The organism is Pseudohongiella spirulinae, assembly GCF_001444425.1.
Taxonomy (GTDB): domain Bacteria; phylum Pseudomonadota; class Gammaproteobacteria; order Pseudomonadales; family Pseudohongiellaceae; genus Pseudohongiella; species Pseudohongiella spirulinae.
Map to the genome: position 1 here is coordinate 1,524,566 of NZ_CP013189.1, position 23,895 is coordinate 1,548,460.

Sequence of the window (23,895 nt, forward strand, 5' to 3'; positions counted from 1 at the left end):
TATCTGGGGTGAATAGGGCTGGCTGAACTCTGGCAGACAGGGGCACCGCGCCGGGGCGCATCATACCATGGTTGATCGTTGCCGCATGAAGGTATGCTATACTGCCCGATATCAAGATGTTATTCAGTTAGCAGATTCTGGAATAATTCGACAGGTGGTTCGTCAATTATGGCTAATATGCAGCAAATTATCCGTCAGAAAATGGTTGCCGGTTTTTCGCCCGGACATCTTGAGATCGAAAATGAAAGCCATAAGCACAGTGGCCCGGCTACTGAGTCGCATTTTAAACTGACTGTTGTGTCGGCCAAATTTGAGGGGCTCCGGCCTGTGGCTCGGCATCAGCTGGTATATCAGACCCTGGCTGACGAGTTGGGTGCAGGAGGTGTTCATGCGCTATCGATGCATCTGTACACCGACGCTGAATGGGCGCAAACTGACCATCAGGTGCCACTTTCTCCGGATTGCCGCGGCGGCAGTCTGGCCGGATAAAGCTTGTCAGTTGGCAAAAATTCCGTTATTGTGCCGCCCAACTGCACTGTTCAGTTTAGATTTTTTGAGAGTAAAACAATAATTATCAATACCTTAAGGTGGCTGACCTGAATGCCGCTGCAACGTGACAAAGACCGGCAAAAGCTTCGCCTGGTAATAGATACAGAGGAATGATAATGATGCTTGATTTACTCCGACATCCCCGATTACCCGTTCTTGCGCGGGCAGGCATGGTTGGCGTACTGGCTGCCTTCACATTCACTGCCTTCGCTCAATATCGTCAGTCCGGCAATCTGCTGGAAGAGTTGAATCTTGACGAGCTGGTATCACAGGACGACTCTGCGTCCGAGTCCGTCGTAACATCAGAGTTACCGGATTTTGAATCCTACGGTGATATCGACGTCCGTAAAGCGGCATTCTTCGAATTCCTGGCTGGCTACGTGCAGGATGAGAACGCCGCCATTCGTGCCAAGCGCGAAGAATTGCTGCCCATGTGGGAGGTGGTCAAGAGCAGTCAGCCTCTGTCCTCCACCGAGCGGGCGCGTTTGCAGGCCATCGCGTCAGAGTATCGGCTGGCTGACGCAGAAATGACGGAATATGAGTTAGTGAGGGAATTAATCAGGCGCGTCGATGTCTTGCCGGCCTCCCTGGTGCTGGCACAGGCTGCCAATGAATCCGGCTGGGGAATGTCGCGTTTTGCGCGGCAAGGGAACAACATCTTCGGGCAGTGGTGTTTCGATGAAGGTTGTGGCCTGGTTCCTGAGCGCCGGGGTGGCGATGCCAGTCATGAGGTGCGTGCCTTTGCTTCTGTTGAGGCGTCGGTCAAGGCATACTTTCGCAACATCAATACACATCGCAGCTATGAAGATTTGCGGGTGCTCAGGGAAGCAATGCGCATGCAGGATATGCCGCTCGACTCCATGGTGCTGGCTCGCGGACTGACCGGCTATTCAGAGCGCGGGCAGGCCTATGTGTCAGAATTGCAGGATATTATCCGCATTAACCAGTTAAAGTACCGGGATAACTCCTAGTCCGCATTGCCGGGCGTTGATCGCGTCCAGAATTTGTTATACCAGTAGTACCGATTGCTCCCTCGCTGAGGGGCGGTGCAGATGTAGCCAAATCGGCGCATGCTGAACTCCTGATCCTGTCCGGGCTGAATTCTGAAGTGCACCGCTTCGCGGTCGATCCATTCCAACTCCAGAGCCTGTCCACCCGCATAACAACCCAGCTGATTGACGTTAAAATCGCCGGCTAACTGCAGAGTGACGGCAGGTCGGGTACTGTCGGTCATAGGTGACACCGGATCCACTTCCAGCACCTGGAATGCAAGTGAATTCAATTTGGTGGCGGCTGACTCAATATCGGCATAAAAACCGGCCAGCGGATATCGTGGCAGAGCAGCAAAATCTGAGTAGTAACCAACAGCGCCGGAATTCTGTGCCAGGGCTGTAAATCCCAGTTCCGTGACCATATTGCGAATCTCGGTGTCATACTCGCCGTAAGGGTAGGCGAGAATCTTGTGAGATTGACCGGTTTCTTCATGTATGCGCTGTTCGGCCTGCAGAAGCTCCTGTTGCAGTCTTTGCAGGCGCTGTGCATTGTTTTCCCCGGGTAATGCGTCGACCATGTGCGGATGGTGAACCATGTGATTGGCGATAATGACTCCATCATCGGCCAGTTCGCGGATCTGGTCCCAGTTCAGGTAACCGTTCTGGTTGTCGTCAACCGGTTGCGTGCTGACAAACAGGCTCATCGGGAAGCCAAATTCTTTCAGCATTGGCCAGGCGGTTGAGTGGATGGACTCATAGGCGTCGTCAAATGTCAGTACGGCGACTTTCTCTGGCATTGGCTGTCGATTTCTCAGGGCCTCCAGCGTCCGGTCCAGAGGCCATACGGCGAAATCGTTGTCCCGCAGATATTCAAGCTGTGTGCGAAGCTCAGCAGGAGTCAGGCTGGTTGACCTTGGTGTACTTTCCGATACGTGATGATAAATGGTGATAACGGCATGCTGTGCTTGAGCGACTGGCGCGCTGAGTGCCAGAGCCAGGCTTGAAAATCCGATACACTGCCTGAGTAAATTGAAGGGAGGTTTCTGCGTCATTCACCGGTACCTGCGTTGCCAACTAGGAAGTGAGTCTGATCTTAACTTATCTGCTTAGGTTTTTCTTTATGCATTCAGGGTTTTGTGGTATAAATGCGCGCGCTGAACGAGGGGGCTTTGCAGTTTTCCTGTTCGGTAGCTATATCAATTAATGTCACACACGTACCGGCACATGAATCCTGGGTGCCCGATCAGAGTTGAATCTGTAAGGGTTGGATCATGGGGTGCGTGGAGGCCTAACCCGTCATAGAAGGTAAAGATCATGACTGCAGTATCCATGAAGGACATGCTGAAAGCTGGCGTTCATTTCGGACACCAGACCCGTTATTGGAATCCGAAGATGAAGCCTTATATCTTTGGTGCCCGCAACAAGATTCATATCATCAACCTGGAGCACACCGTTCCAGCCTTTAACGAAGCGCTGGCTGCCATTCAGAGCCTGGCGTCGCGCAACAAGAAAATTCTGTTTGTTGGCACTAAGCGTGCTGCTGGTAAAATCATCAAGGAGCAGGCGCAGCGCGCTGGCATGCCTTATGTTGATCATCGCTGGCTGGGTGGCATGCTGACCAACTACAAGACGATTCGCGGCTCAATCAAGCGTCTGCGTGATCTGGAAGCTCAGGAGTCTGATGGTACCCTGGACAGACTGACCAAAAAAGAAGCATTAATGCTGCGTCGCAGCAAAGAGAAGCTGGAGCGCAGCATCGGTGGTATCAAAGATATGGCTGGCTTGCCTGATGCACTTTTTGTGATTGACGTGGATCACGAGCGCATTGCAATTACTGAAGCTAACAGTTTGCGTATCCCTGTTATCGGTGTGGTAGATACCAACAGCAATCCTGATGGCATTGACTACCCGATTCCGGGCAATGATGATGCGATTCGTGCGATCGAGCTTTATGCAAGTGCTGTTGCTGATGCCTGTCTCGCTGGCAAAACGCAGGGCAATCAAGTGGGTGACAGTGACTTCGTCGAAGTTGCCGATGAGCCGGCAGTCAACGCTGCTCCGCAAGCAGCAGAGCAAAGCGACGCATCAGCCTGATGATGCCGGGTGCCCGGCTGCCCGCTGCGGGTATCCGCATCCTGATGACAATCTCCGGTTGAAAGAAAGGGGCGACGCCCCTTTTTTTCAACGTATTTTTAGTGTTTTAGAAATCGATTATTTGAGGCGTTAGTTATGGCAAATATAACCGCAGGTATGGTCAAAGAGCTCCGTGAGCGCACCGGACTGGGCATGATGGACTGCAAAAAAGCATTGGTGGAAGCCGATGGTGATATGGAAAAGGCAATTGAAGACCTGCGAAAGTCCAGTGGTCTCAAAGCAGCCAAAAAAGCCGGTCGTACTGCAGCAGAAGGTGTGGTAATCACCCGTGTGGCTGACGATGGCAGCTACGCTGTGGTCGTTGAAGTTAATAGTGAAACAGACTTTGTGGCGCGCGATGATAATTTCCTCGCCTTTGCCAACAAGGCCGCTGATACTGCGTTTGCCGGTAAGCAGTCTGATGTTGCAGAGCTGCTGGCAGGCGGACTGGAAGCCGAGCGGGAAGCGCTGGTGCAGAAAATTGGCGAGAACATCAATCTGCGTCGTATTCAGGTCGTTGAAGCGCCGGCTGGCGGGTTGGTAGATGCCTATGTCCACAGTAATAACCGTATAGCTGTCCTGGTTGCCCTGACAACTGCCGAAGCAGACCTGGCTCGTGATGTGGCGATGCACGTGGCGGCAGTAAATCCGATGGTCGTGCGTGCTGACGATGTGCCTCAGGAAGTACTGGATAAAGAGCGGGAAATCTTTACCGCACAAGCGGCGGAAAGCGGCAAGCCTGCAGAGATTATCGCCAAGATGATCGAGGGTCGTATCCGTAAGTATGTGTCTGAAATCACGCTGCTTGAGCAGGCATTTGTCAAGGACCCTGATCAGACAGTTGCTGCATTGCTAAAGAAAGCGGGTGCGGATATTGTAGGCTTTGTACGTTACGAAGTGGGCGAGGGCATCGAGAAAGAAGTTGTCGACTTTGCTGAGGAAGTTGCAGCTCAGGCCGCCGCTGCCAAGAAATAAGAGTCAGATCCGAACTGTCCGTGATCTGAGCGTCCGGAGCCAGCCATTGCTGGTTTGCTCCGGACGACCCCGGGTCAGTATCGTTGCTGACCTGTTACTGAATACTTAGCAAGCAGAGACCAGAGCAATGGCCAAATCAGATAAAAAGTATAAGCGTATTTTACTGAAACTGAGCGGCGAAGCACTGATGGGTGATGCTGAATTTGGCATTGATCCCAAAGTGCTGGACAGAATGGCCGTTGAGGTGGGGCAGTTGGTTGGCCTGGGTGTTGAGATTGGCATGGTCATCGGCGGTGGTAACCTGTTTCGAGGCTCCGCTTTGCATGCCGCCGGCATGGAAAGGGTAACCGGTGATCATATGGGTATGCTGGCGACAGTGATGAACGCCCTGGCTATGCGTGATGCGCTGGAGCGGGCCGGTATTTCAACCCGGGTAATGTCAGCGATTCCCATGAGCGGTGTCGTAGAACACTATGACAGGCGCGCTGCCATGCGACATTTGCGCAATGGTGATGTGGTCATTTTTGCGGCGGGTACCGGCAATCCATTCTTTACAACTGACTCGGCAGCCTGTCTGCGCGGCATTGAGATCGATGCTCAGTTGATTCTCAAGGCAACAAAGGTCGATGGTGTTTACTCCGCAGACCCAATGCGGGTTCCTGATGCGGTCAAGTTTGAATATCTCACCTACGATGAAGTGCTTGATAAAAAGCTGGGTGTCATGGATCTGACAGCAATATGTCTGGTTCGTGATCATGACATTCCGGTATGTGTGTTTAATATGCAAAAACCCGGCTCGCTGCTTAATAATGTGATGGGTACGACTGACGGAACATTGATCGGAGTTGTCCGCACGGACGACTGACAGAGGCTAATTGAATGATAAACGAGACGATTAAAGACGCAGAAGAACGCATGGCTAAATCCATGCAGTCACTGGAGATGGCCTTTAACAAAATCCGCACAGGCCGTGCTCACCCCAGCATCCTTGATTCGGTAATGGTCAGTTATTACGGTGCCGATACACCACTGAATCAGCTGGCTAATATCACAGTAGAGGAAGGCCGCCTGTTGGTGGTGTCGCCATGGGAGCGCCCGTTGATCGGTGAAATTGAAAAAGCCATCATGAAATCTGACCTGGGTCTCAATCCGTCCAATAATGGCGAGTCCATTCGTGTTCCCATGCCAGCATTGACCGAAGAAACGCGACGCGAATATACCAAGCAGGCTAAAGCGGAAGCTGAAAACGCGCGTGTGGCTATTCGCAATATCAGACGTGATGCAAACAGCACGTTCAAGGATTTGCTCAAAGATAAAGAAATCAGCGAGGACGAGCAGCGCAAAGCCGAAGACCGAATTCAGAAACTGACTGATAAGTATATTGCGGCGGTCGAAGCGGCTTACGGTGATAAAGAAAAAGACTTGTTGTCGATCTGATAACTTTCCCGGATCTGTTTATGAACAACACGGATGGTAACGAGCCGGCAACCGTAGGCCTGCCAAGGCATATAGCAGTAATCATGGACGGCAATAATCGTTGGGCACGTGCCCGCGGAGAGCGTGGTGCAACAGGTCACCGGATGGGGGCTGAAGTGGCGCGTGATCTGGTCTTTTCATGCGCAGATAAAGGGATTGAATACCTGACTCTGTTTGCGTTCAGCAGCGAAAATTGGCTGCGGCCCAAAAAGGAAGTTCTGGGGCTGATGGCGTTATTTCTCAGTGTTCTGCAACGCCAGGAAATTCAGATGATGCACAAGCGTAATGTGCGCCTGAAATTCATTGGTAACAGATCCTCGTTTTCGCCTCGACTGCAAAAACACATGCGGGATGTGGAAGAGCTGACGCGGGATAATACGGGTCTGGTTGTCACTGTGGCGGCTGATTACGGCGGGCGCTGGGATATCGCACAGGCTGCCGCAGCCATTGCTGAAGCTGTTAAACAGGGACAGATTGACTCTGCAATGATAGATGTCGATACCCTCCAGCAATACATATCTATGAGCGATACCCCCGATCCTGATTTATGTATTCGTACGGGTGGCGAACAACGTATCAGTAATTTTCTGTTGTGGCAGTTTGCTTATACTGAGCTGTATTTCACTGAATGTTACTGGCCTGATTTCGATCAGCAACAGTTTGAGCTGGCTTTGGAAGACTTCAGAGGGCGAAAGCGGCGCTTCGGTCGTGAATCAGGAACAGATGAGAGGCCTTAATTGTTAAGACAGCGTGTACTGACAGCGGTCGGTCTATTGCTTGTGTTGTATGCCGGTACAGCCTGGCTGCCGTTGCCTTATTTTGGAGGGTTTCTGAGCCTGATTTTACTCCCCGCACTCTGGGAGTGGGGGCGATTGATGGGGCTCAATGGTCTGCGTCAACAGGCTGCCTGGATGTTGTCTTTTACTTTCTTGCTGTCAGCTTTGCTCTGGATTCTGTATCAGGCGCCGGAGCCGCCGGATAAGCGGCTGATAGGCGCGATCATGCTGCTGGCAGCGATGTTCTGGCTGTGGGTGTTCATGATGATCCGCCAGTTTCCGGCCGGTGGTGAACACTGGCAGGCTCAATGGAAAATGGCTGCAATGGGGTTGATGTGTCTGTTGCCTGCCTGGGTTGGTTTGTATTACCTGAAAAGTGTCGCTGACTCGGGCATTCTGGTACTTATGCTGGTGGCACTGGTCAGTGTGGTTGATATCGGTGCTTTTTTCACCGGCCGTGCCTGGGGTAACAAAAAACTTGCGCCGGTGCTGAGCCCCAAGAAGTCATGGGCCGGATTCTGGGGTGGACTGGGCAGTTGTCTGGCGGCCAGCGTTGTACTTCTTTTTCTGGTTCAACGCCAATATCCCCTATCCATTGAGCTGTGGATACTATTGTTGTGTTTTTCTGTGCTGCTGGCAGCGATGTCTGTTGTTGGTGATCTGTTCGAAAGCATGCTCAAGCGGCATCGAGGCGTCAAAGATAGTGGGCGGAGTCTTCCCGGTCACGGCGGCGTGCTGGATCGTATTGATAGTCTGTTGGCTGCAACACCGGTTTTTGTTCTGGCTTTAATCGTGTTGCAGAGTATGCCGGGGGTAGTTTGAAAATCACAGCAAGGCGGATCACTGTATTGGGTTCAACCGGCTCCGTTGGCCTTAGTACGCTCGACGTATTGAGACGTCAGCAGAGTATATCTGTGTATGCGCTTGGAGCTGGCAGTAATTGGCGGTTGATGCTTGAGCAGTGTCGGGAGTTTCGTCCCGAGATCGTGGTGATGGAAGATCTAATGGCTGCAGAGCAGCTGGCGGCCGCCTTGAAACACGAGAAGCTTGATGTGCAGGTTGGCACCGGCCAGACGGCTTTGTGTGAAATAGCCAGTGCCAGCGAGGTCTCTATTGTTATGGCTGCTATAGTTGGCGCAGCGGGTCTGCCGTCGGCTCTGGCCGCGGTAATGTCAGGCAAAACCGTTCTGCTGGCCAATAAAGAATCGTTGGTAATGGCTGGCAGGCTTTTCACCCAGGCTGCCAAAGACAGCGGTGCGACCGTGTTACCCATTGACAGCGAACATAACGCGATATTTCAGTGTCTGCCGCTTCGCGGTCAACAGAGTAATGACCAGATTGCCCCATCAGGCGTTCGCAAAGTCGTACTGACCGCTTCTGGTGGACCTTTTTTGCATGCTTCGCCTGACCAGTTGTTGTCGGTTACTCCTGAGCAGGCCTGCAGGCATCCCAACTGGTCGATGGGACAAAAGATTTCAGTCGATTCGGCAAGCATGATGAATAAAGGGCTGGAGTTTATCGAGGCTTGTTATCTGTTTGATCTGAACCCGGATCAGGTAAAGGTGCTGATTCATCCCCAAAGTATCGTTCATTCAATGGTCGAGTATATAGATGGCTCTGTGCTCGCTCAGTTAGGAAGCCCTGACATGAGAGTGCCAATTGCGCATGCGCTTGCCTGGCCTGAGCGCATTGAATCGGGTGCCTCGTTTCTGGATCTTGCTGCCAGTCCTGATCTGCAGTTTATGGAGCCCGATATGGAGCGTTTTCCGTGTCTGGAACTTGCGATTGCTGCCGCCAGAGCAGGCGGGCATGCGCCGGTGGTGTTAAACGCGGCCAACGAGATAGCTGTGGCCGGTTTTCTCGAAAGAAAACTCGGTTTTTTGCAGATCCCACAGATCGTCGAAAAGTGCCTTGAGCAAATAAGTTGTCCTGAACCGGTCTCTATGGATATGATTCTGGAAGTTGATCGTCAGGCCAGAGCGATGGCGGAAGATATGATTCTGGGTTTCAGGCCTGGAAGTTGGTGTTAGTGGCCGTGTTCAGACAGGTGTAGTTTATGTTGCAGACAGTAATTCTGAATATCCTGGCATTAATAGTCACACTGGGTATTCTGGTGACAATTCATGAATTCGGTCACTTCTGGGTTGCCAGGCGCTGCGGTGTGAAAGTGCTGAGATTTTCGATCGGTTTTGGCAAGGCTGTCAAAAGTTGGAGAGGCAGGGACGGTACTGAATATGTGATAGCCCCCATCCCTTTGGGTGGTTACGTCAAAATGCTGGGCCAGGATGATACGGACACCTCGGCTGGCAGCTCCATTCCTGACGATGAACGCGACAAGGCTTTTAACTTCAAGCCGTTGTGGCAGAGATTTGCCATTGTTGCTGCAGGTCCATTGGCCAATTTTCTACTGGCTATCGTGGTGTTCTGGGTAATCAACGTCACCTATGGTCTTAAAGGTATTGCACCGGTTATCGCGGATGTAAGAGAAGACTCGGTAGCCTGGTATGCGGGATTACAGGCTGGTGATGAGATTGTCGCGGTTGATGGTGAGCCGGTAGATATCTGGCAGCAGGTAACAATGCAGTTACTTAATCGACTGGGGGAAACCGGTGCGATTACGCTGACAGTGATACCGGAGAGCCAGACTGAGGCGGTAGATTACTCCCTGCCGGTCAGCAATTGGCTGTCCAGTCAGGCTGAACCAGACCCTATGCGGGATCTTGGTCTGGTGCAGTTTCGAATTCCCGCAGTGATTGGCACTGTTGTGCCGGGTGGCAGTGCCGAGGCGTCAGGACTACAGCCGGGCGATCGTATCGTGTCCGTTAATAATACGGCCGTACAGGGGTGGATGCAGTGGGTTGAAATCATCCGGGCTTCTGCGGAACTGCCACTGGATGTTGTTGTCCAACGCGAGTCGGATCAAGTACGGTTGCAGGTGATTCCAGGCATCAGCAATCTGGCTGATGGTACAACGATTGGTATGATCGGCGCAGGTGTCCAGCCATTTGACTTGTTTGCCAGTCTGCCACCGGAAATGCGCAGGGATGTCACTTATAATCCGCTGTCGGCGCTGCCGGCTGCGATCCAGGAGACATGGGAAAAGTCGGTTTTTGTACTTGATTCAATCAAGAAGATGCTGGTCGGCCTGATATCAGTCAAGAATATAAACGGGCCTATCACTATCGCTCAGGTCGCTGGTGAGACTGCCAGCTATGGTCTGGAAGTATATCTGGGTTTTCTGGCGATACTGAGTATCAGTCTGGGCGTGTTGAATTTGCTGCCAATTCCGGTGTTGGATGGAGGGCATTTGTTGTATTACACCATAGAGGCTATCATACGGCGTCCTGTTCCCGAGCGGATTCAGGCCATGGGTCTGCAACTCGGCCTGGTAATTATCGGCGGCATCATGGTGTTGGCCTTTTATAACGATGTCAGTCGGCTGCTTTAAGAGACTAAGCCTGCCTCTGGACCTTACAAATTTCAAGAATAAGACCGGAATTGTCAGAACTTCATGATTAGAATTTGCCGCAGTGTTTTGTTGAGCAGCGCCCTGGCGGGTACTGCTGCAATGGCGATCAGCCTTCCTACGTTCGCTCAAAGCCAGCAACAGAGTTTCGAGATTACCGATATCCGTATTGATGGCCTGCAGAGGATATCGCCAGGCGTCATGTTCAGTCTGCTTCCGGTGAGCATCGGTGACGAGTTTCGCCCCGGAATGGCTGCAGAAGTAATACGGTCCATTACCGAGTCCCAGTATTTCGAAGAAGTGGAAGTCGCCCGTGAAGACGGCGTGATACTCATTACAGTGCTGGAACGCCCCTCAGTCAGTGAGATTAATATTTCAGGTAACCGGGTACTTCAGACAGAGGATATTCTGAACAATATGGCATCAGCCGAGATTGTTGAAGGCGGTATTTTTACCCGCTCAACACTTGAAGCGATTCGTCAGGGTATTCAGGAAGTTTATTCATCCCGGGGTCGATATGGCACGACGGTTGATATTGAAGTGACAGAGCAGCCCAGAAATCGGGTAGCCATTGATATGACGGTCAACGAAGGCCAGGAGAGCCGTATCCGCAACGTTAACCTGGTTGGCAATAACGAATATGACAGTGATGAGCTGCTGGATTTGATGGATCTGGGAGTAAAGCCGTGGTATCTGCCTTTCAGCGGTCGCGACAAGTATTCGCGTGAACAATTGGAAGGCGATCTTGAACGTATTACCTCGTACTATCTGGACAGTGGCTTCGCGCGCTTCAACATCGACTCGACGCCTGTTTCAGTAACCCCGGATAATGAAAACATTTATATCACTATTAATGTGAACGAGGGCCAGCAATATCAGGTCAGCCGTGTCGACCTGGTTGGTGATCTGGTTAATGCCGAAGCTCTATTAAGGGCCTACACGCTGGTTGGACCCGGTCAGACTTACTCGCAGGCGCTGATTACTGCCAGTGAAGAGTATATGACGCAAATCCTGGGTAACCTTGGTTATGCCTTCGCTAATGTTGAAGGTGTACCGGAAGTCAATGATGACGATCAAACAGTCGAAGTGATCTTTTACGTTGAACCTGGCGCCCGGACATATGTTAACCGCATCAGCTATCGAGGCAATGTGTCCACGGCAGACGATGTACTGCGACGTGAAATGCGCCAGCTGGAAAGTGCACCTGCCTCCAGTCAACAGATAGAATTGTCAAAAATACGCCTGGAGCGGCTTGGTTATTTCTCGACGGTAGAGGTACAAAACGTTGAGGTACCAGGCACAACGGATCAAATTGATGTGGAATTTGACGTTGAAGAGCAGAATTTCGGCAGCATTTCGTTCAGTGTCGGTTCTGGTGGTGGTGGTGACTGGTTTATCGCCACCGATCTGCAGGCGGAAAATTTTCTGGGTACCGGTCGTACCGTGTCCGTGGGGCTTAACCGCAGCTATTTCAGCTCCAGCGCTCGCTTCAGCTATGTCGATCCATATTACACGCCCGATGGTGTGAGCCGCGGATTTAGCCTGTTCGCCCAGAAGCAGGATTCCTTCCAGAACGTTGCCAGCTTTTCTACGACTTCCTATGGCGGCTCGCTCAGCTTTAGCTATCCTATTAACGAGATTCAGCAAATTGGCTACACGGTGGGTTACAGTCATACTGAGTTGACTTCAGGTTCCGGTTTCTCGGTTCAGGAAATCGAGGCGTCGCCTCGCTTACTGACTAATGTTGACAGGTATATTATCGAGCCTGCCATTCTGAACCCCTGGGAAGGACCTGTTCGCGATGCGGTCACTCGCAGTGTGTCAGATTTGTCGTCTGAGTTCCTGAATCAGGGCACGGATCCGGGTTTCATTGATAAGTATGGCCGCTCGTTTGATAACTTCACGATTACAACCAACTGGATCAGAAATACTCTGAATCGGGGACAATTGGCTACCCGAGGCAGTTTTCAGCAGGCATCTGCCGAGGTGACCTTGCCCGGCAGTGACCTGGAATACTACCGACTCAGTTATAACACCCAATATTACCGACCTATTTATGGCAATAGCTGGGTGTTTCACGTGCGAACCAATCTTGGTTTTGGCGATGGCTACGGGGACACAAAAGAGTTGCCGTTTTTCCAGAACTATTTTGCTGGCGGGCTAGCCTATAATGGCGTGGTTAGAGGGTTTGAAGAGAACAGCCTGGGGCCGCGGAGTACACCTCCTGTGCAGTACCGGACAGACTTCACCAATCTTGCCCGTGACGAGAACGGTGTGATTCGGGTCAATGAAGCTGGCGTGGCCGCTGGTTATGACGGTAGCCGTGGTTATCTGACAGTGCCGGTTTTTGATCAGAATGGTCAGCCTGTGCTGGATGAGAATGGCTTGCAGCAGGTTCAGCTTGCGACCGAGACTTTTGATATTTATGGTGACCGTAACAATTTTGGCGGAAATCTTCTGACAACTGCATCTTTTGAGTTGCTTTTCCCGATGCCGTTTGTTCAGGATCGCGGACAAATCAGGTCGAGCTTCTTTGTTGATGTTGGCAGTGTTTTCTCAACGGACTGCACGTTGCGACAGCAGCGCTTCAATAGCTGCAGCGATTTTGACGTGGGTCAGTTGCGTTATTCAGTGGGTGTGGGTGTGACTTATTTGTCTCCTTTTGGTCCATTGACGTTTTATCTTGCCAAACCATTCAGCAGAGACGAACGTGATCAGACCAAAAGTTTTGACTTTACCATTGGAGCAGGATTCTGATCACAGTGTTATAATGCGCGACCGGTCGGTCGGCCGGGGAAAAGTCACAGTTTAAATGCTTAAGCAATAGGGTGAGTATAATGAAAAAGATGATGATACTGGTCGCAATGTGGTTGCTGGCAAGCAGCAGCGTATGGGCTCAGTCGCAGCCCGTTATAGGTATCATTAACCTGGAGCAGGCGCTGTTTAATACTGACGCCGCCCGTGCGCTGGAAGAAAACACCCGTAGTCAATTCCGTACTGATGAAGAGCGGCTTGAGCGGCTTAATGGCGAATTGCGCGAAATCATCGAGCGAGCTCAGCGCGACGAGTCCATCATGAGCGAAGATGAGCTTCGTCAATTGAATTCCGATGCCGAAGAAAAACAGGTGCAGATGCAGGTTATCGCCGAGCGACTGCAGAATGCCTGGAACCAGCGCCAGCAGCAATTTATTGAAAGTCAGCGCCAGTTCCTGGGACAGGCTATTGAAGCTGTAGTTCAGGAAGGCAGCTATGACATTGTTCTTAACGCTGAAGCCGTTGCCTATTTTAACAACAGTTTTGATATCACCGCGCTGGTCACTGCCAAACTGAACGAATTGGCTCGCTGATCGTCCGGTTTAGCGGTAATGGCATCCATTACGCTGGCTGAACTGGCGCAGAACCTGGGCCTGGCTCTTAACGAGGCAGGCCACAAAGCCTCAGAGCTGCAGGTCGTTGGTCTTGCTACCCTGGCCAGCGCTGGCCAGGGCCAGTTGAGCTTTCTGTCTAATCCGAAATATGCCAGTCAATTGCCGCGGTCTAATGCCTCTGCTTTTATCGTTACCCCGGAGATCGGAGAACAGCTGGATAAACCCTGCCTGTTGTCCGAATCACCCTATCTTGCGTATGCCCACGCATCTCAATTGTTCGCTGGTCTGAGGGTTGTTAACACAGACGAAAGTGCATTAACAGGTGTTCATCCCTCAGCCGTTATCAGTGCTGAGGCCTGTATTGGCGATCATGTCCGAATCGGGCCGCACGCTGTCATTGAAAGTGGAGTGGTGATCGGCTCTCATTGTTCAATTGGAGCCGGGGTATCAATCGGCGCGAATGCTGTGCTGGGTGATTATTGTCGACTTAATGCCAATGTTGTGCTTTATGATTCTGTGCACATTGGTGATCGTGTCACAATCCACAGTGGTTCGGTGATCGGTGCTGACGGTTTCGGATATGCATTCGATGGGCAGAAATCAGTAAAAATCGCGCAGTTGGGATCGGTGTTCATCGGCTCTGACGTTGAAATCGGCGCTGGTACAACGATTGATCGCGGCGCTCTTGATGACACCCGCATAGGCAACGGGGTAAAAATTGATAATCAGGTTCAGATTGGTCATAACTGCACTGTCGGTGACCACACTGTGATTTGCGGTTGCACGGCTTTGGCCGGCAGCACTCATGTCGGCAGGTACTGTCTGATCGGTGGTGGTGTTGGCATTACCGGGCATCTCAGCATTGTGGATAAGGTCAGTATAAGTGCAATGAGCATGGTATCTAAATCCATAGATAAACCCGGCGTTTATGCTTCGGGTGCGTTGGTGCAGGAGAGCACGCAATGGCGCCGTAACGCTGTGGCTCTTACAAAATTGGCTGGGCTGTCGAAAACAGTGCGACAAATTGAAAAGCGCCTGACTGAATGACAGGCGATGAAATCGGGAAATCAGATATGATGAATGTTGAAGAAATAAAGGAATACCTGCCGCAGCGTTATCCCTTCCTGTTGGTAGACAGGGTGGTGAGCATGGAGCTGGGTAAGTCCATTGTCGCCTATAAGAATGTGACGGTTAACGAGCCGTTTTTTAATGGCCACTTTCCGGATTATCCCATTATGCCGGGGGTGTTGATTATCGAGGCACTGGCTCAGGCTGCCGGGGTTTTGGGTTTCAAAAGTCAGGAAAAGAAACCGAAGGATGGTTACCTCTATTATTTCGTGGGTGCGGACCAGGTGCGTCTGAAGCGCCCAGTGGTGCCCGGAGATCGCCTGACACTGGAAGCAGAAATTCTGACCAGCAAACGTGGTATCTACAAGTTTCAGTGTCGCGCCTCCGTTGACGGCGAATTAGTGGGTGAAGCGCAAATTATGTGCGCAGAGAGGAAGCGTGAACAGTGATCGACAGTCGAGCAATAATTGATCCGTCCGCACGTCTCGCGGATGACGTAACCGTAGGTCCGTGGAGCATAATTGGTCCAAATGTAGAAATTGGTGCCGGCTGTGAGATTGCTTCACATGTTGTGATAAAGGCCAATACTCGTATGGGCAGCGGTAATCAGATTTATCAGTTTGCTTCCGTTGGCGAAGATCCGGCAGACAAAAAATTTGCTGGTGAAGATACCTGGCTGGAAATTGGTGACAACAACATCATCCGTGAAGGTTGTACCCTGCACAGGGGAACAGGTTCCGGGGGCGGATACACCCGAATAGGCAGCGGTAATCTGATGATGGCCTATGTGCATATCGCCCATGACTGTATTGTTGGTAACAATACAGTGTTCGCCAATAATGCCGGATTGTCCGGTCATGCAGAAGTTGACGACTGGGCCATCCTGGGTGGTTTCGCCGGAGTCAATCAGTTCTTGAGAATCGGCGCTCACGCCATGGTAGGCGGAATGACCCACATTTCGCATGACGTGCCGGCCTATGTAATCGTGAGTGGCGCTCCGGCGGCGGTACGCAGTGTAAACACGGTCGGGCTTGAGCGTCGGGGTTTCGATGCAGACACAGTGCGATTGATAAGGACAGCCTTCAAGACTGTCTACAAAAAAGGACTGAGTCTGGAAGAGGCCAGGCAGCAAATTGCAGCCATTGCTGCAGATAATCCCGCCATTGCCGTATTTCTGAAGTCGATAACCGGCTCGGCGAAAGGAATCCACCGTTAATGGGCGATCAAGAGGCAAGAGCGCTTCTCTGACAACCAACAGGTAAATCATGCTGATTGGAATGGTGGCCGGGGAAACATCCGGAGACATGCTGGGTGCGGGCTTGATGCAGGCTCTGTTGCAGCGCTATCCGCAGGCCCGCTTTGTTGGTGTGGGCGGGCCACGCATGATAGCCCTGGGGTTTCAGAGCCTGGTACCCATGGAACGCTTGTCTGTAATGGGTTTTGTCGAGCCGCTGGGACGCTTGCCAGAGCTGCTGCGACTGAAACGTGATCTGGTATGTCTATATCGCCAGGAAAAACCCGCTGTATTTATTGGTATTGATTCCCCTGGCTTCAATTTGCGCCTGGAGCGAGAATTACACGCTGCCGACATCAAAACGGCACATTACGTCAGCCCCAGTGTGTGGGCCTGGGGTAAGGGGCGTATCCGTTCCATAAAGCAGAGTGTTGATCTGATGTTGACACTTTTCCCATTCGAGCTGGATATATATCAACAGCATAAGATTCCCGCAGTCTGTGTCGGTCATCACCTCGCTGATCGGATCCAGCCGCTGGCGGACCATGGCCAGCTTGTCAGGCGCAATCGTGAAGAACTTGGCCTGGACCATGAAGGGCAATATATATGCCTGATGCCTGGCAGCCGTCGAGCTGAGGTTCAACGTCTGGCCCCTGTTTTTTTGGAGGCTGCAGGATTATTGCTGAGTAAACGCCAGGAACTCCGTTTTCTGGCACCTTGCTCCGATTCGGCACGTCGTGAACAATTTGAGCAACTGCTGGCTGCAGCGGTGCTTGAATATCCGGCACTGGCTGGCAGAATAACGCTTCTTGATGGCCAGTCCCACCAGGCGATGGCCGCCAGTGAGCTCGTCCTGCTGGCATCGGGGACAGCGACGCTGGAAGCCATGTTGCTGGGCTGTCCAATGGTTGTCTGCTACAAGCTGGCACCCATGACCTGGCATCTGGCGTCACGCATGTTAACGGTTTCCTGGATATCTCTGCCGAATCTGCTGGCGGCTGAGAGTCTGGTGCCGGAAATATTGCAAAATGATGTGACGGCTGGCCGATTGTCGGAGGAGATGGAGTACTGGCTGGATAATCCAGAGCAAGTGACTGGTTTACGTGAAAAGTTCATTGGTATACATCAATCAATACGGCTGGGAGCGGACAAGCAGGCAGCTGATTCTATCGTTAATCTGATTAACGAACAGTTACAAACACTCTGATGGAAAAAAATTGTTTACTCACAGGCGAGGAATTCTTCAAGGCCCGCTGGGGAAAGTTGCCACAAGGTTATGTGGTGGGTGTCGATGAGGCCGGGCGGGGCCCCCTGGCCGGGCCGGTCAGTGCGGCTGCCGTTATACTGCCTGTTGCTTGCCAGCTTCCGGGGCTGGACGATTCAAAACGACTAACCGAGAAAAAGAGATCGGTTTTATATGAGCAGATTTGTGAGCAGGCCATCAGTTTTTCGATTGTTTTTGTACAAGCTGCCGAGATAGACAGGATAAATATTCTCCAGGCCAGCATGTTGGCCATGCACAGGGCGGTTGAATCTCTTGGCGTTGAACCATCGATGATTTTCGTTGATGGTAATCGGTGTCCTGTCTGGCCCTATAATTCTGAAGCCGTTGTAAAGGGTGACAGTAAACTTCAGTGTATAGCCGCAGCCTCAGTGCTGGCCAAAGTGGCGAGAGATCATGTTATGCTCGAGCTTGATGCCTCGCATCCTGGTTATGGATTTGCCAGACATAAGGGTTATCCGACCCGACAACATTTCGAAGCCTTGCACCGCCTGGGTCCCAGCGAGGCGCACCGTATGAGTTTTGCACCGGTCAGGGAGTTGAGTTCTCAAGTATGAATACGCCGCAATTTGTACACCTGCATGTTCATACAGAGTATTCCATTGTGGACGGGCTGGTCAGGGTCAAGCCGCTGATATCGGCTGCTGCCGAAATGGGCATGCCAGCCGTAGCGGTGACGGACCAGACTAATCTGTTTGCCATGATCAAGTTTTACAGTGGTGCTATCTCGGCAGGTATCAAACCCATTTGTGGCTGCGATGTGATGCTGCAAAACCCGGACAACCCTGATCGACCATACCCGATGGTATTGCTGGTTAAAGATCTGACAGGGTACCGCAATCTCACCAGGCTCATTTCGCGAGCCTACACTGAAAATCAGGGACAGGGTGTACCCGTCATTCAGAAGAGCTGGCTGCAAGGCATGTCGCAAGGGCTTATTGCGCTTTCTGGCGGACATTACGGCGAGATTGGCCGATTATTGCTCGATGGTGATGAGCAGGGCGCTGCAGAAGTACTGTATAACAGTATGAAACTGTTTCCGGATAGTTTTTATCTTGAGCTTCAGCGTTGTGGCCGACCAGGTGAGGATGCGTATATCCAGGCGGTGATTGAGTTGTCCGCGAAGCATAACTGTCCACTGGTAGCTACCAATGACGTGAGATTCCTGAAGTCTGACGACTTTGAAGCTCATGAGGTGCGAGTCTGTATTCATGAGCGACGCACACTGGATGATCCACGCAGGTCTCGACATTATACCGAACAACAATATCTGCGGTCGCCCAGCGAAATGGCAGAGCTTTTTTCTGACATTCCGGAGGCCCTGGAAAATTCTGTTGTGATTGCCCGGCGGTGTAATCTCGACATCGAACTTGGCAAGCCGTTTTTGCCTAATTATCCCGTACCTGCCGGGATGACCATGGATGAATACTTTCGGCAACTGAGCCTGGAAGGTCTGGAACAGCGTCTGGCAGGCGATTTTTCTGTCGAGGGGATGTCGGAGAATGAAATATTTGCAGGGCGCAAGCCTTATCTGGAACGGCTGGAATTTGAACTTGACGTTATCATCCAGATGGGTTTTCCAGGTTACTTTCTGATTGTTATGGAGTTCATTCAATGGGCCAAGAATAATGATATTCCTGTTGGTCCGGGCAGGGGGTCCGGGGCGGGCTCAATCGTCGCCTATGCATTGGGTATCACGGATCTTGATCCTCTGAAATATGATTTGCTGTTCGAACGATTTCTTAATCCGGAGCGGGTATCAATGCCCGACTTCGATGTAGATTTCTGCATGGAAGGCCGCGACCGTGTGATTCAGCATGTGGCTGAATTGTATGGTAAGGATGCGGTATCTCAAATTATTACATTCGGCACTATGGCTGCCAAAGCCGTTGTAAGAGATGTGGCACGAGTTCAAGGAAAATCTTATGGATTGGCAGATAAACTGTCCAAACTGATTCCCTTTGAGGTTGGTATGACTCTGAGCAAGGCGATGGAGCAGGAGCCTGCCCTGAAAGAGTTTGTAGATTCCGACGAAGACGCCCAGGAAATTATGGAGATGGCCTTCAAGCTGGAGGGTATCACCCGCAATGTCGGCAAACATGCTGGTGGTGTGGTGATTGCTCCTACGGTGTTGACCGATTTTTCACCGCTGTATTGTGATGAGAACGGTGAGGGTCTGGTCACCCAGTTTGATAAAAACGATGTTGAAACCGCTGGTCTGGTGAAGTTCGACTTTCTTGGGTTGCGAACGCTGACTATTATCGATTGGGCGGTTAAGATGATAAACGCTCAGGAGCCTGCTCACATCAAGCAACCTCTGGATATTACTTCTATCCCATTGGATGACATGCAGGTTTATCAGCTATTGCAGCGAGCTGAGACTACGGCGGTTTTTCAGCTCGAATCACGCGGGATGAAAGAGCTTATCCGGCGACTGTTGCCCAGTTGTTTCGAAGATATCGTCGCGCTTGTGGCACTGTTTCGCCCTGGTCCGTTGCAGTCGGGCATGGTTGATGATTTCATCAATCGTAAACATGGTCGGGCCGATGTTGCCTATCCCCATCCTGACCTGGAACCGGTGCTTAAGAACACTTATGGCGTTATTCTGTATCAGGAACAGGTGATGCAGATTGCGCAGGTTCTGGCCAATTACAGCCTGGGCGGGGCGGACATGTTGCGCCGGGCAATGGGTAAAAAGAAACAGGAAGAGATGGACAAGCAGCGCAGTATCTTTCTTGAAGGAGCTGCGCAGAACGGGCTGGATCCGGCCCTGGCCGGCTCTATTTTTGATCTGATGGAAAAATTTGCCGGCTACGGTTTTAACAAATCTCACTCTGCGGCCTATGCGCTGGTTTCCTATCAGACAGCCTGGTTAAAACATCACTATCCAGCTTATTTTATGGCGGCCGTTCTGTCGGCTGATATGCAGAATACCGACAAGGTAGTAACGCTTATTGAAGAATGTCGACAGATGGGACTGCCTATTGTGGCACCTGCGGTCAACATAGGGGCCTATAATTTTACGGTCAATGAGCAGGGCGAAATTGTTTATGGCCTCGGAGCGATCAAAGGGCTGGGTGAAGGTCCGGTAAGTGCGATTATACATGCCCGTGAGCAGGGTGGTCCATTTGCATCTTTTCTTGATTTTTGCTCCCGTGTTGACCTTCGAAGTGTCAACAAACGGGCACTTGAAGCCCTGATTCGAGCGGGCGCCCTGGATTGTGTTGTAGATGCTATGCCTGATCAGGCGCGTGCACAATTGATGGCTTCATTGCAGGATACTGTGCAGGCCGCCGAACAGAGTCTTCGCAATAAAGACGCCGGTGTGCTGGATATGTTTGGTGATATCTCCCCTGTCGCCGATCAGGAAAATACCGGAACTTTGTTGTCGGCCCGACCATGGAGCCAGCAGCAAAGGTTGCGCGAAGAAAAAGAAACCCTGGGATTGTATCTGAGTGGACATCCGATTGATGAGTTTTTGTCTGAGCTTTCAGGATTGACCAGAGATCGACTTGTTAATGTAAAACCGGAGCGCGAAGCACAGTGGGTGGGCGGATTGCTGGTCGGGGTTCGCACCATGCGTAACAAGCGCGGCGATCTAATTGCTTTCTTGACTCTCGATGACAGGAGTGCGCGACTGGAAGTGTCCTTGTTTGCACGGGAATATGAGCAGTATCGAGAAGTTCTTGAAAAGGACGCTATCCTGCTGGTCGAATGTCAGGTATCAGCCGACGAATTCAGCGGCGGCTTGCGAGGCCGTGCGAAACAGGTATTGAATCTTGTGCAGGCGAGACAGCGTTTTGCCAGTGCGTTGGAGTTGACGGTGCAGGCTGATCGCCTCGCTGTGGATTTCAGTCGCCGGCTTGCCGATTGTCTGAGACCGTATTGCGAGGTATTTCTGCCAGTTGAGTCGGATTCCTCTGAACCGGATTCGGACGACCGTGCCGATGTGCCCAGACCCTGCCAGGTGCGCATTCGTTACGAGAGAGCCGATGTCTCCGGCTGGCTGATGTTAGGCGATCAATGGTATGTCCGACCCGAGCAGAGTCTGTTGCAGGAGCTCAGCGAGTTGTGTGCACCGGGGACGGTGACTATTGCTTATCAGTAGAGTTGAATTTTGCTATCATGGCCGGTAATTCGATTGTTAACGGCTGGTCTATTGCATTATGAATCCAAACTACCTCGATTTTGAGCAACCCATCGCAGATCTTGAAGTCAAGATCAATGAATTGCGTCTTGTCAGTGATGATAATGAGCTCAATATTGGTGAAGAAATTCAGAAATTGCAGGAAAAGAGCAGCAAGCTGACTGAAAAGATTTACGCCAATCTGACGCCATGGCAGATTTCACAGGTAGCACGTCACCCGTTGCGACCGTATACCTATGATTATATTGAACATATCTTCACGGATTTCGATGAGCTGCACGGCGATCGACTGTTTGCTGATGATCAGGCACTGGTGGGTGGTGTTGCTCGTCTGGATGGTAAGCCGGTGATGGTAATCGGTCACCAGAAAGGCCGCGGTACCAAGGAAAAAGTTCGCCATAATTTTGGTATGCCTCGTCCCGAGGGGTATCGTAAGGCGCGTCGTCTGATCGAGATGGCTGAGAGATTCAAAATGCCCGTTTTGAGCTTTATCGATACACCGGGTGCCTATCCGGGGATCGACTCTGAGGAGCGGGGCATTAATGAGGCTATCGCAGAGAATATGGCCATGATGTCGCGCGTCAGGACACCGCTGATTGCGACAGTGACAGGCGAGGCCAATTCTGGCGGGGCAATCGCTATTGGTATCGCAGATCACCTTAATATGCTGCAGTATTCGACTTATACGGTGATTACGCCTGAAGGTTGCGCGACAATTCTGTGGAAATCTTCCGATCATGCCCCTGATGCCGCCGAAGCAATGGGCGTGACCTCTGCGCGCCTTGAGGAATTGGGCATTGTTGATTCCACGATTGCAGAGCCCATGGGCGGTGCTCACCGTGATATTCAGGCGATGTCTTCTTCAATAAAGGAAGCACTCATCGACCAGGTAGAGCGACTCCAGAATATGGAGATCGATAATCTGCTGGAGCGTCGATATCGACGCCTGATGAGTTATGGCATCAGCAGCTGATTCAGACTGACTTCCCCGTTAAACTGCAGACTACGCGTTTCATTGTGAGGACAGGGCATGGATCTGCAGGCGCTGTTTCTATCCAGTATTGATGAGTTGTCACGCGTTCGGCCGTGCGGCCGACGGCTGACTATTGCTGTGAGTGGTGGTCGTGACTCGATGGTGCTGCTTGATCTGTGTGTGCAGTTAGCCGATCGTCTGCCCTTTGAATTGTCGGCCATTCACGTTAATCATGGTTGGTCAGTCAACGCCGCATTGTGGGAACAACATGTCTACACTGTTTGTCAGAACTATGGGGTGCCATTGACTGTCAGGCATTTGCAGCTTGATACATCGACAGGACAAAGTCCGGAAGAGTTGGCAAGAGATGCGCGCTATTCATGTTTTATTGAGCTTCTGCGGCCGCATGATGTCCTGTTGACGGCCCATCACCAGGCCGATCAGGCCGAGACGGTGCTGCTCAATCTGTTGCGTGGCAGTGGACCGCGAGGCCTCGCCGGCATTCCGCAAGGCCGGGAACTGGGAGAGTCATGGGTGTGGCGCCCATTGCTGAACGCCGAGAGCGTCAAATTGGATCAATACGCCAGGGGCAGGCAATTATGCTGGTTTGATGATGAAAGTAACCTGGACGGGCGGTACCGGCGCAATTTTATCAGGCAGTCAATTGCTCCGCTGTTGAGCACACATTGGCCGGATTGGCAGCGCAGCGTCGGTCGTTCTGCACAGTTGTGTCGTGATCTTGACAGGCTGACAGTTGATCTCGCGCGACATGGACTTGATGGGGTCGTGTCAGAAGATGGCGCTGTTGATATCAGAGCGCTACAGAGCCTGCCAACAACTCATCAGTATCTGGTACTGCGACACTGGCTGGAGTCGGCAGCAGGGAAGTGGCCATCGCAGAAACTGCTGAGAACGCTGTTGCAAGAGATCGTGACCGCGTCAAAGCATGCCCAGCCCTCGCTGCAATGGCAGGGTTGGCAAGTGAGGCGGGAGTTCGGCAAATTGTTGTTGATGCCGGAGCAGGACGAGAATTCTCAGTTACCTTCGGCAACGCGGTGGCTTCGGTCAACGGATGGATTTTTCCCGCCCCTGGTGTTGCCAGGTAACGGATGTCTGGAGATGCGTCAGGTTTCGACACCTGCGATGACTTTACCTGCGGGGCAGTACCGTATTTCCTATCGGCAGGGCGGTGAGAAAATCCGCCTGCCGGGACGCCCACAGCGGGCATTAAAAAAGATTCTACAGGAGACCAGGATGCCGGTCTCTCAGCGACAACGACTACCCCTTTTGTGGGTGGATGACCAACTTGCCTGGGTGGCAGGGGTTGGTTTTGATGAGCAGTTTCTGTGCCATGAGCAGGCTTCAGGCTGGCTGCCGGTCTGGCTGAAAGAATAGCCACAAAAGTTACAATTAGTTTGTCGATAAGGGGCTGTTCTGGTAATCTGTAGCCCCATCA

21 protein-coding genes are annotated in these 23,895 nt (G+C 51.7%); 20 read left to right on the plus strand and 1 reads right to left on the minus strand.

The window, feature by feature from the left end; genetic code table 11:
- Positions 1-168: 168 nt before the first annotated feature.
- Positions 169-489 carry a BolA family protein gene (locus PS2015_RS06850; protein WP_058021518.1) on the plus strand — a complete coding sequence of 107 codons (321 nt, stop codon included), beginning with the start codon at positions 169-171 and terminating at the stop codon, positions 487-489.
- Positions 490-665: 176 nt separating this feature from the next.
- The gene (locus PS2015_RS06855; RefSeq protein ID WP_058021519.1) at positions 666-1,520 is read left to right on the plus strand and encodes a glucosaminidase domain-containing protein; all 855 of its coding nucleotides are present in this window, start codon (positions 666-668) and stop codon (positions 1,518-1,520) included.
- On the opposite strand, the gene PS2015_RS06860 is transcribed toward PS2015_RS06855, so the two are convergent.
- Positions 1,517-2,593 (minus strand): polysaccharide deacetylase family protein, encoded by a 1,077-nt coding sequence (locus PS2015_RS06860; RefSeq protein ID WP_058021520.1) that lies wholly within the window; start codon positions 2,591-2,593, stop codon positions 1,517-1,519. The two genes, PS2015_RS06855 and PS2015_RS06860, sit on opposite strands and share 4 nt — an antisense overlap.
- Positions 2,594-2,855: 262 nt before the next feature.
- On the opposite strand from PS2015_RS06860, the gene rpsB reads away from it, so the two are divergent.
- The 18 genes from rpsB to tilS all read left to right on the plus strand — a co-directional run bounded on the left by rpsB (position 2,856) and on the right by tilS (position 23,834).
- Positions 2,856-3,635 carry a 30S ribosomal protein S2 gene (gene rpsB, locus PS2015_RS06865; RefSeq protein WP_058021521.1) on the plus strand — a complete coding sequence of 260 codons (780 nt, stop codon included), beginning with the start codon at positions 2,856-2,858 and terminating at the stop codon, positions 3,633-3,635.
- Positions 3,636-3,770: 135 nt separating this feature from the next.
- Positions 3,771-4,649: a translation elongation factor Ts gene (gene tsf, locus PS2015_RS06870; protein WP_058021522.1), complete on the plus strand. Its 879-nt coding sequence runs from the start codon at positions 3,771-3,773 to the stop codon at positions 4,647-4,649.
- Positions 4,650-4,776: 127 nt separating this feature from the next.
- Positions 4,777-5,514 carry a UMP kinase gene (gene pyrH, locus PS2015_RS06875; RefSeq protein ID WP_058021523.1) on the plus strand — a complete coding sequence of 246 codons (738 nt, stop codon included), beginning with the start codon at positions 4,777-4,779 and terminating at the stop codon, positions 5,512-5,514.
- Positions 5,515-5,528: 14 nt separating this feature from the next.
- On the plus strand, positions 5,529-6,086 hold the full coding sequence (frr, locus tag PS2015_RS06880) for a ribosome recycling factor (protein ID WP_058021524.1): 558 nt from the start codon (positions 5,529-5,531) through the stop codon (positions 6,084-6,086).
- Positions 6,087-6,106: 20 nt separating this feature from the next.
- Complete coding sequence (uppS, locus tag PS2015_RS06885; RefSeq protein WP_058021525.1) at positions 6,107-6,862, plus strand: polyprenyl diphosphate synthase; 756 nt, start codon at positions 6,107-6,109, stop codon at positions 6,860-6,862.
- Complete coding sequence (locus tag PS2015_RS06890) at positions 6,863-7,723, plus strand: phosphatidate cytidylyltransferase (RefSeq protein WP_058021526.1); 861 nt, start codon at positions 6,863-6,865, stop codon at positions 7,721-7,723.
- Positions 7,724-7,725: 2 nt separating this feature from the next.
- Positions 7,726-8,931, plus strand: coding sequence for a 1-deoxy-D-xylulose-5-phosphate reductoisomerase (gene ispC, locus PS2015_RS06895; RefSeq protein WP_335338268.1), 1,206 nt, complete (start codon positions 7,726-7,728; stop codon positions 8,929-8,931).
- A gap of 26 nt (positions 8,932-8,957) precedes the next feature.
- Entirely contained in the window at positions 8,958-10,349 is a 1,392-nt protein-coding gene (gene rseP / locus PS2015_RS06900; RefSeq protein ID WP_058021528.1) for an RIP metalloprotease RseP, read from the plus strand.
- 63 nt (positions 10,350-10,412) lie between these two features.
- Positions 10,413-13,124 (plus strand): outer membrane protein assembly factor BamA, encoded by a 2,712-nt coding sequence (gene bamA / locus PS2015_RS06905; protein WP_058021529.1) that lies wholly within the window; start codon positions 10,413-10,415, stop codon positions 13,122-13,124.
- A gap of 80 nt (positions 13,125-13,204) precedes the next feature.
- Positions 13,205-13,714, plus strand: coding sequence for an OmpH/Skp family outer membrane protein (locus PS2015_RS06910; protein WP_058021530.1), 510 nt, complete (start codon positions 13,205-13,207; stop codon positions 13,712-13,714).
- An 18-nt stretch (positions 13,715-13,732) separates the two neighbouring features.
- Positions 13,733-14,782 carry a UDP-3-O-(3-hydroxymyristoyl)glucosamine N-acyltransferase gene (gene lpxD / locus PS2015_RS06915; protein ID WP_058021531.1) on the plus strand — a complete coding sequence of 350 codons (1,050 nt, stop codon included), beginning with the start codon at positions 13,733-13,735 and terminating at the stop codon, positions 14,780-14,782.
- Between the two features lie 26 nt (positions 14,783-14,808).
- The gene (gene fabZ, locus PS2015_RS06920; protein ID WP_237113402.1) at positions 14,809-15,252 is read left to right on the plus strand and encodes a 3-hydroxyacyl-ACP dehydratase FabZ; all 444 of its coding nucleotides are present in this window, start codon (positions 14,809-14,811) and stop codon (positions 15,250-15,252) included.
- Complete coding sequence (lpxA, locus tag PS2015_RS06925) at positions 15,249-16,019, plus strand: acyl-ACP--UDP-N-acetylglucosamine O-acyltransferase (RefSeq protein ID WP_058021532.1); 771 nt, start codon at positions 15,249-15,251, stop codon at positions 16,017-16,019. The genes fabZ and lpxA overlap by 4 nt, the downstream gene beginning before the upstream one ends.
- A 49-nt stretch (positions 16,020-16,068) precedes the next feature.
- Entirely contained in the window at positions 16,069-17,244 is a 1,176-nt protein-coding gene (gene lpxB, locus PS2015_RS06930) for a lipid-A-disaccharide synthase (RefSeq protein WP_058021533.1), read from the plus strand.
- Entirely contained in the window at positions 17,244-17,876 is a 633-nt protein-coding gene (gene rnhB, locus PS2015_RS06935; protein WP_082628018.1) for a ribonuclease HII, read from the plus strand. The genes lpxB and rnhB overlap by 1 nt, the downstream gene beginning before the upstream one ends.
- Positions 17,873-21,427: a DNA polymerase III subunit alpha gene (dnaE, locus tag PS2015_RS06940; protein ID WP_058021534.1), complete on the plus strand. Its 3,555-nt coding sequence runs from the start codon at positions 17,873-17,875 to the stop codon at positions 21,425-21,427. The genes rnhB and dnaE overlap by 4 nt, the downstream gene beginning before the upstream one ends.
- Before the next feature lie 58 nt (positions 21,428-21,485).
- Positions 21,486-22,439, plus strand: a complete 954-nt coding sequence (locus tag PS2015_RS06945; protein WP_058021535.1) for an acetyl-CoA carboxylase carboxyltransferase subunit alpha — start codon at positions 21,486-21,488, stop codon at positions 22,437-22,439.
- A 57-nt stretch (positions 22,440-22,496) separates the two neighbouring features.
- Entirely contained in the window at positions 22,497-23,834 is a 1,338-nt protein-coding gene (tilS, locus tag PS2015_RS06950; RefSeq protein WP_058021536.1) for a tRNA lysidine(34) synthetase TilS, read from the plus strand.
- Positions 23,835-23,895 lie beyond the last annotated feature (61 nt).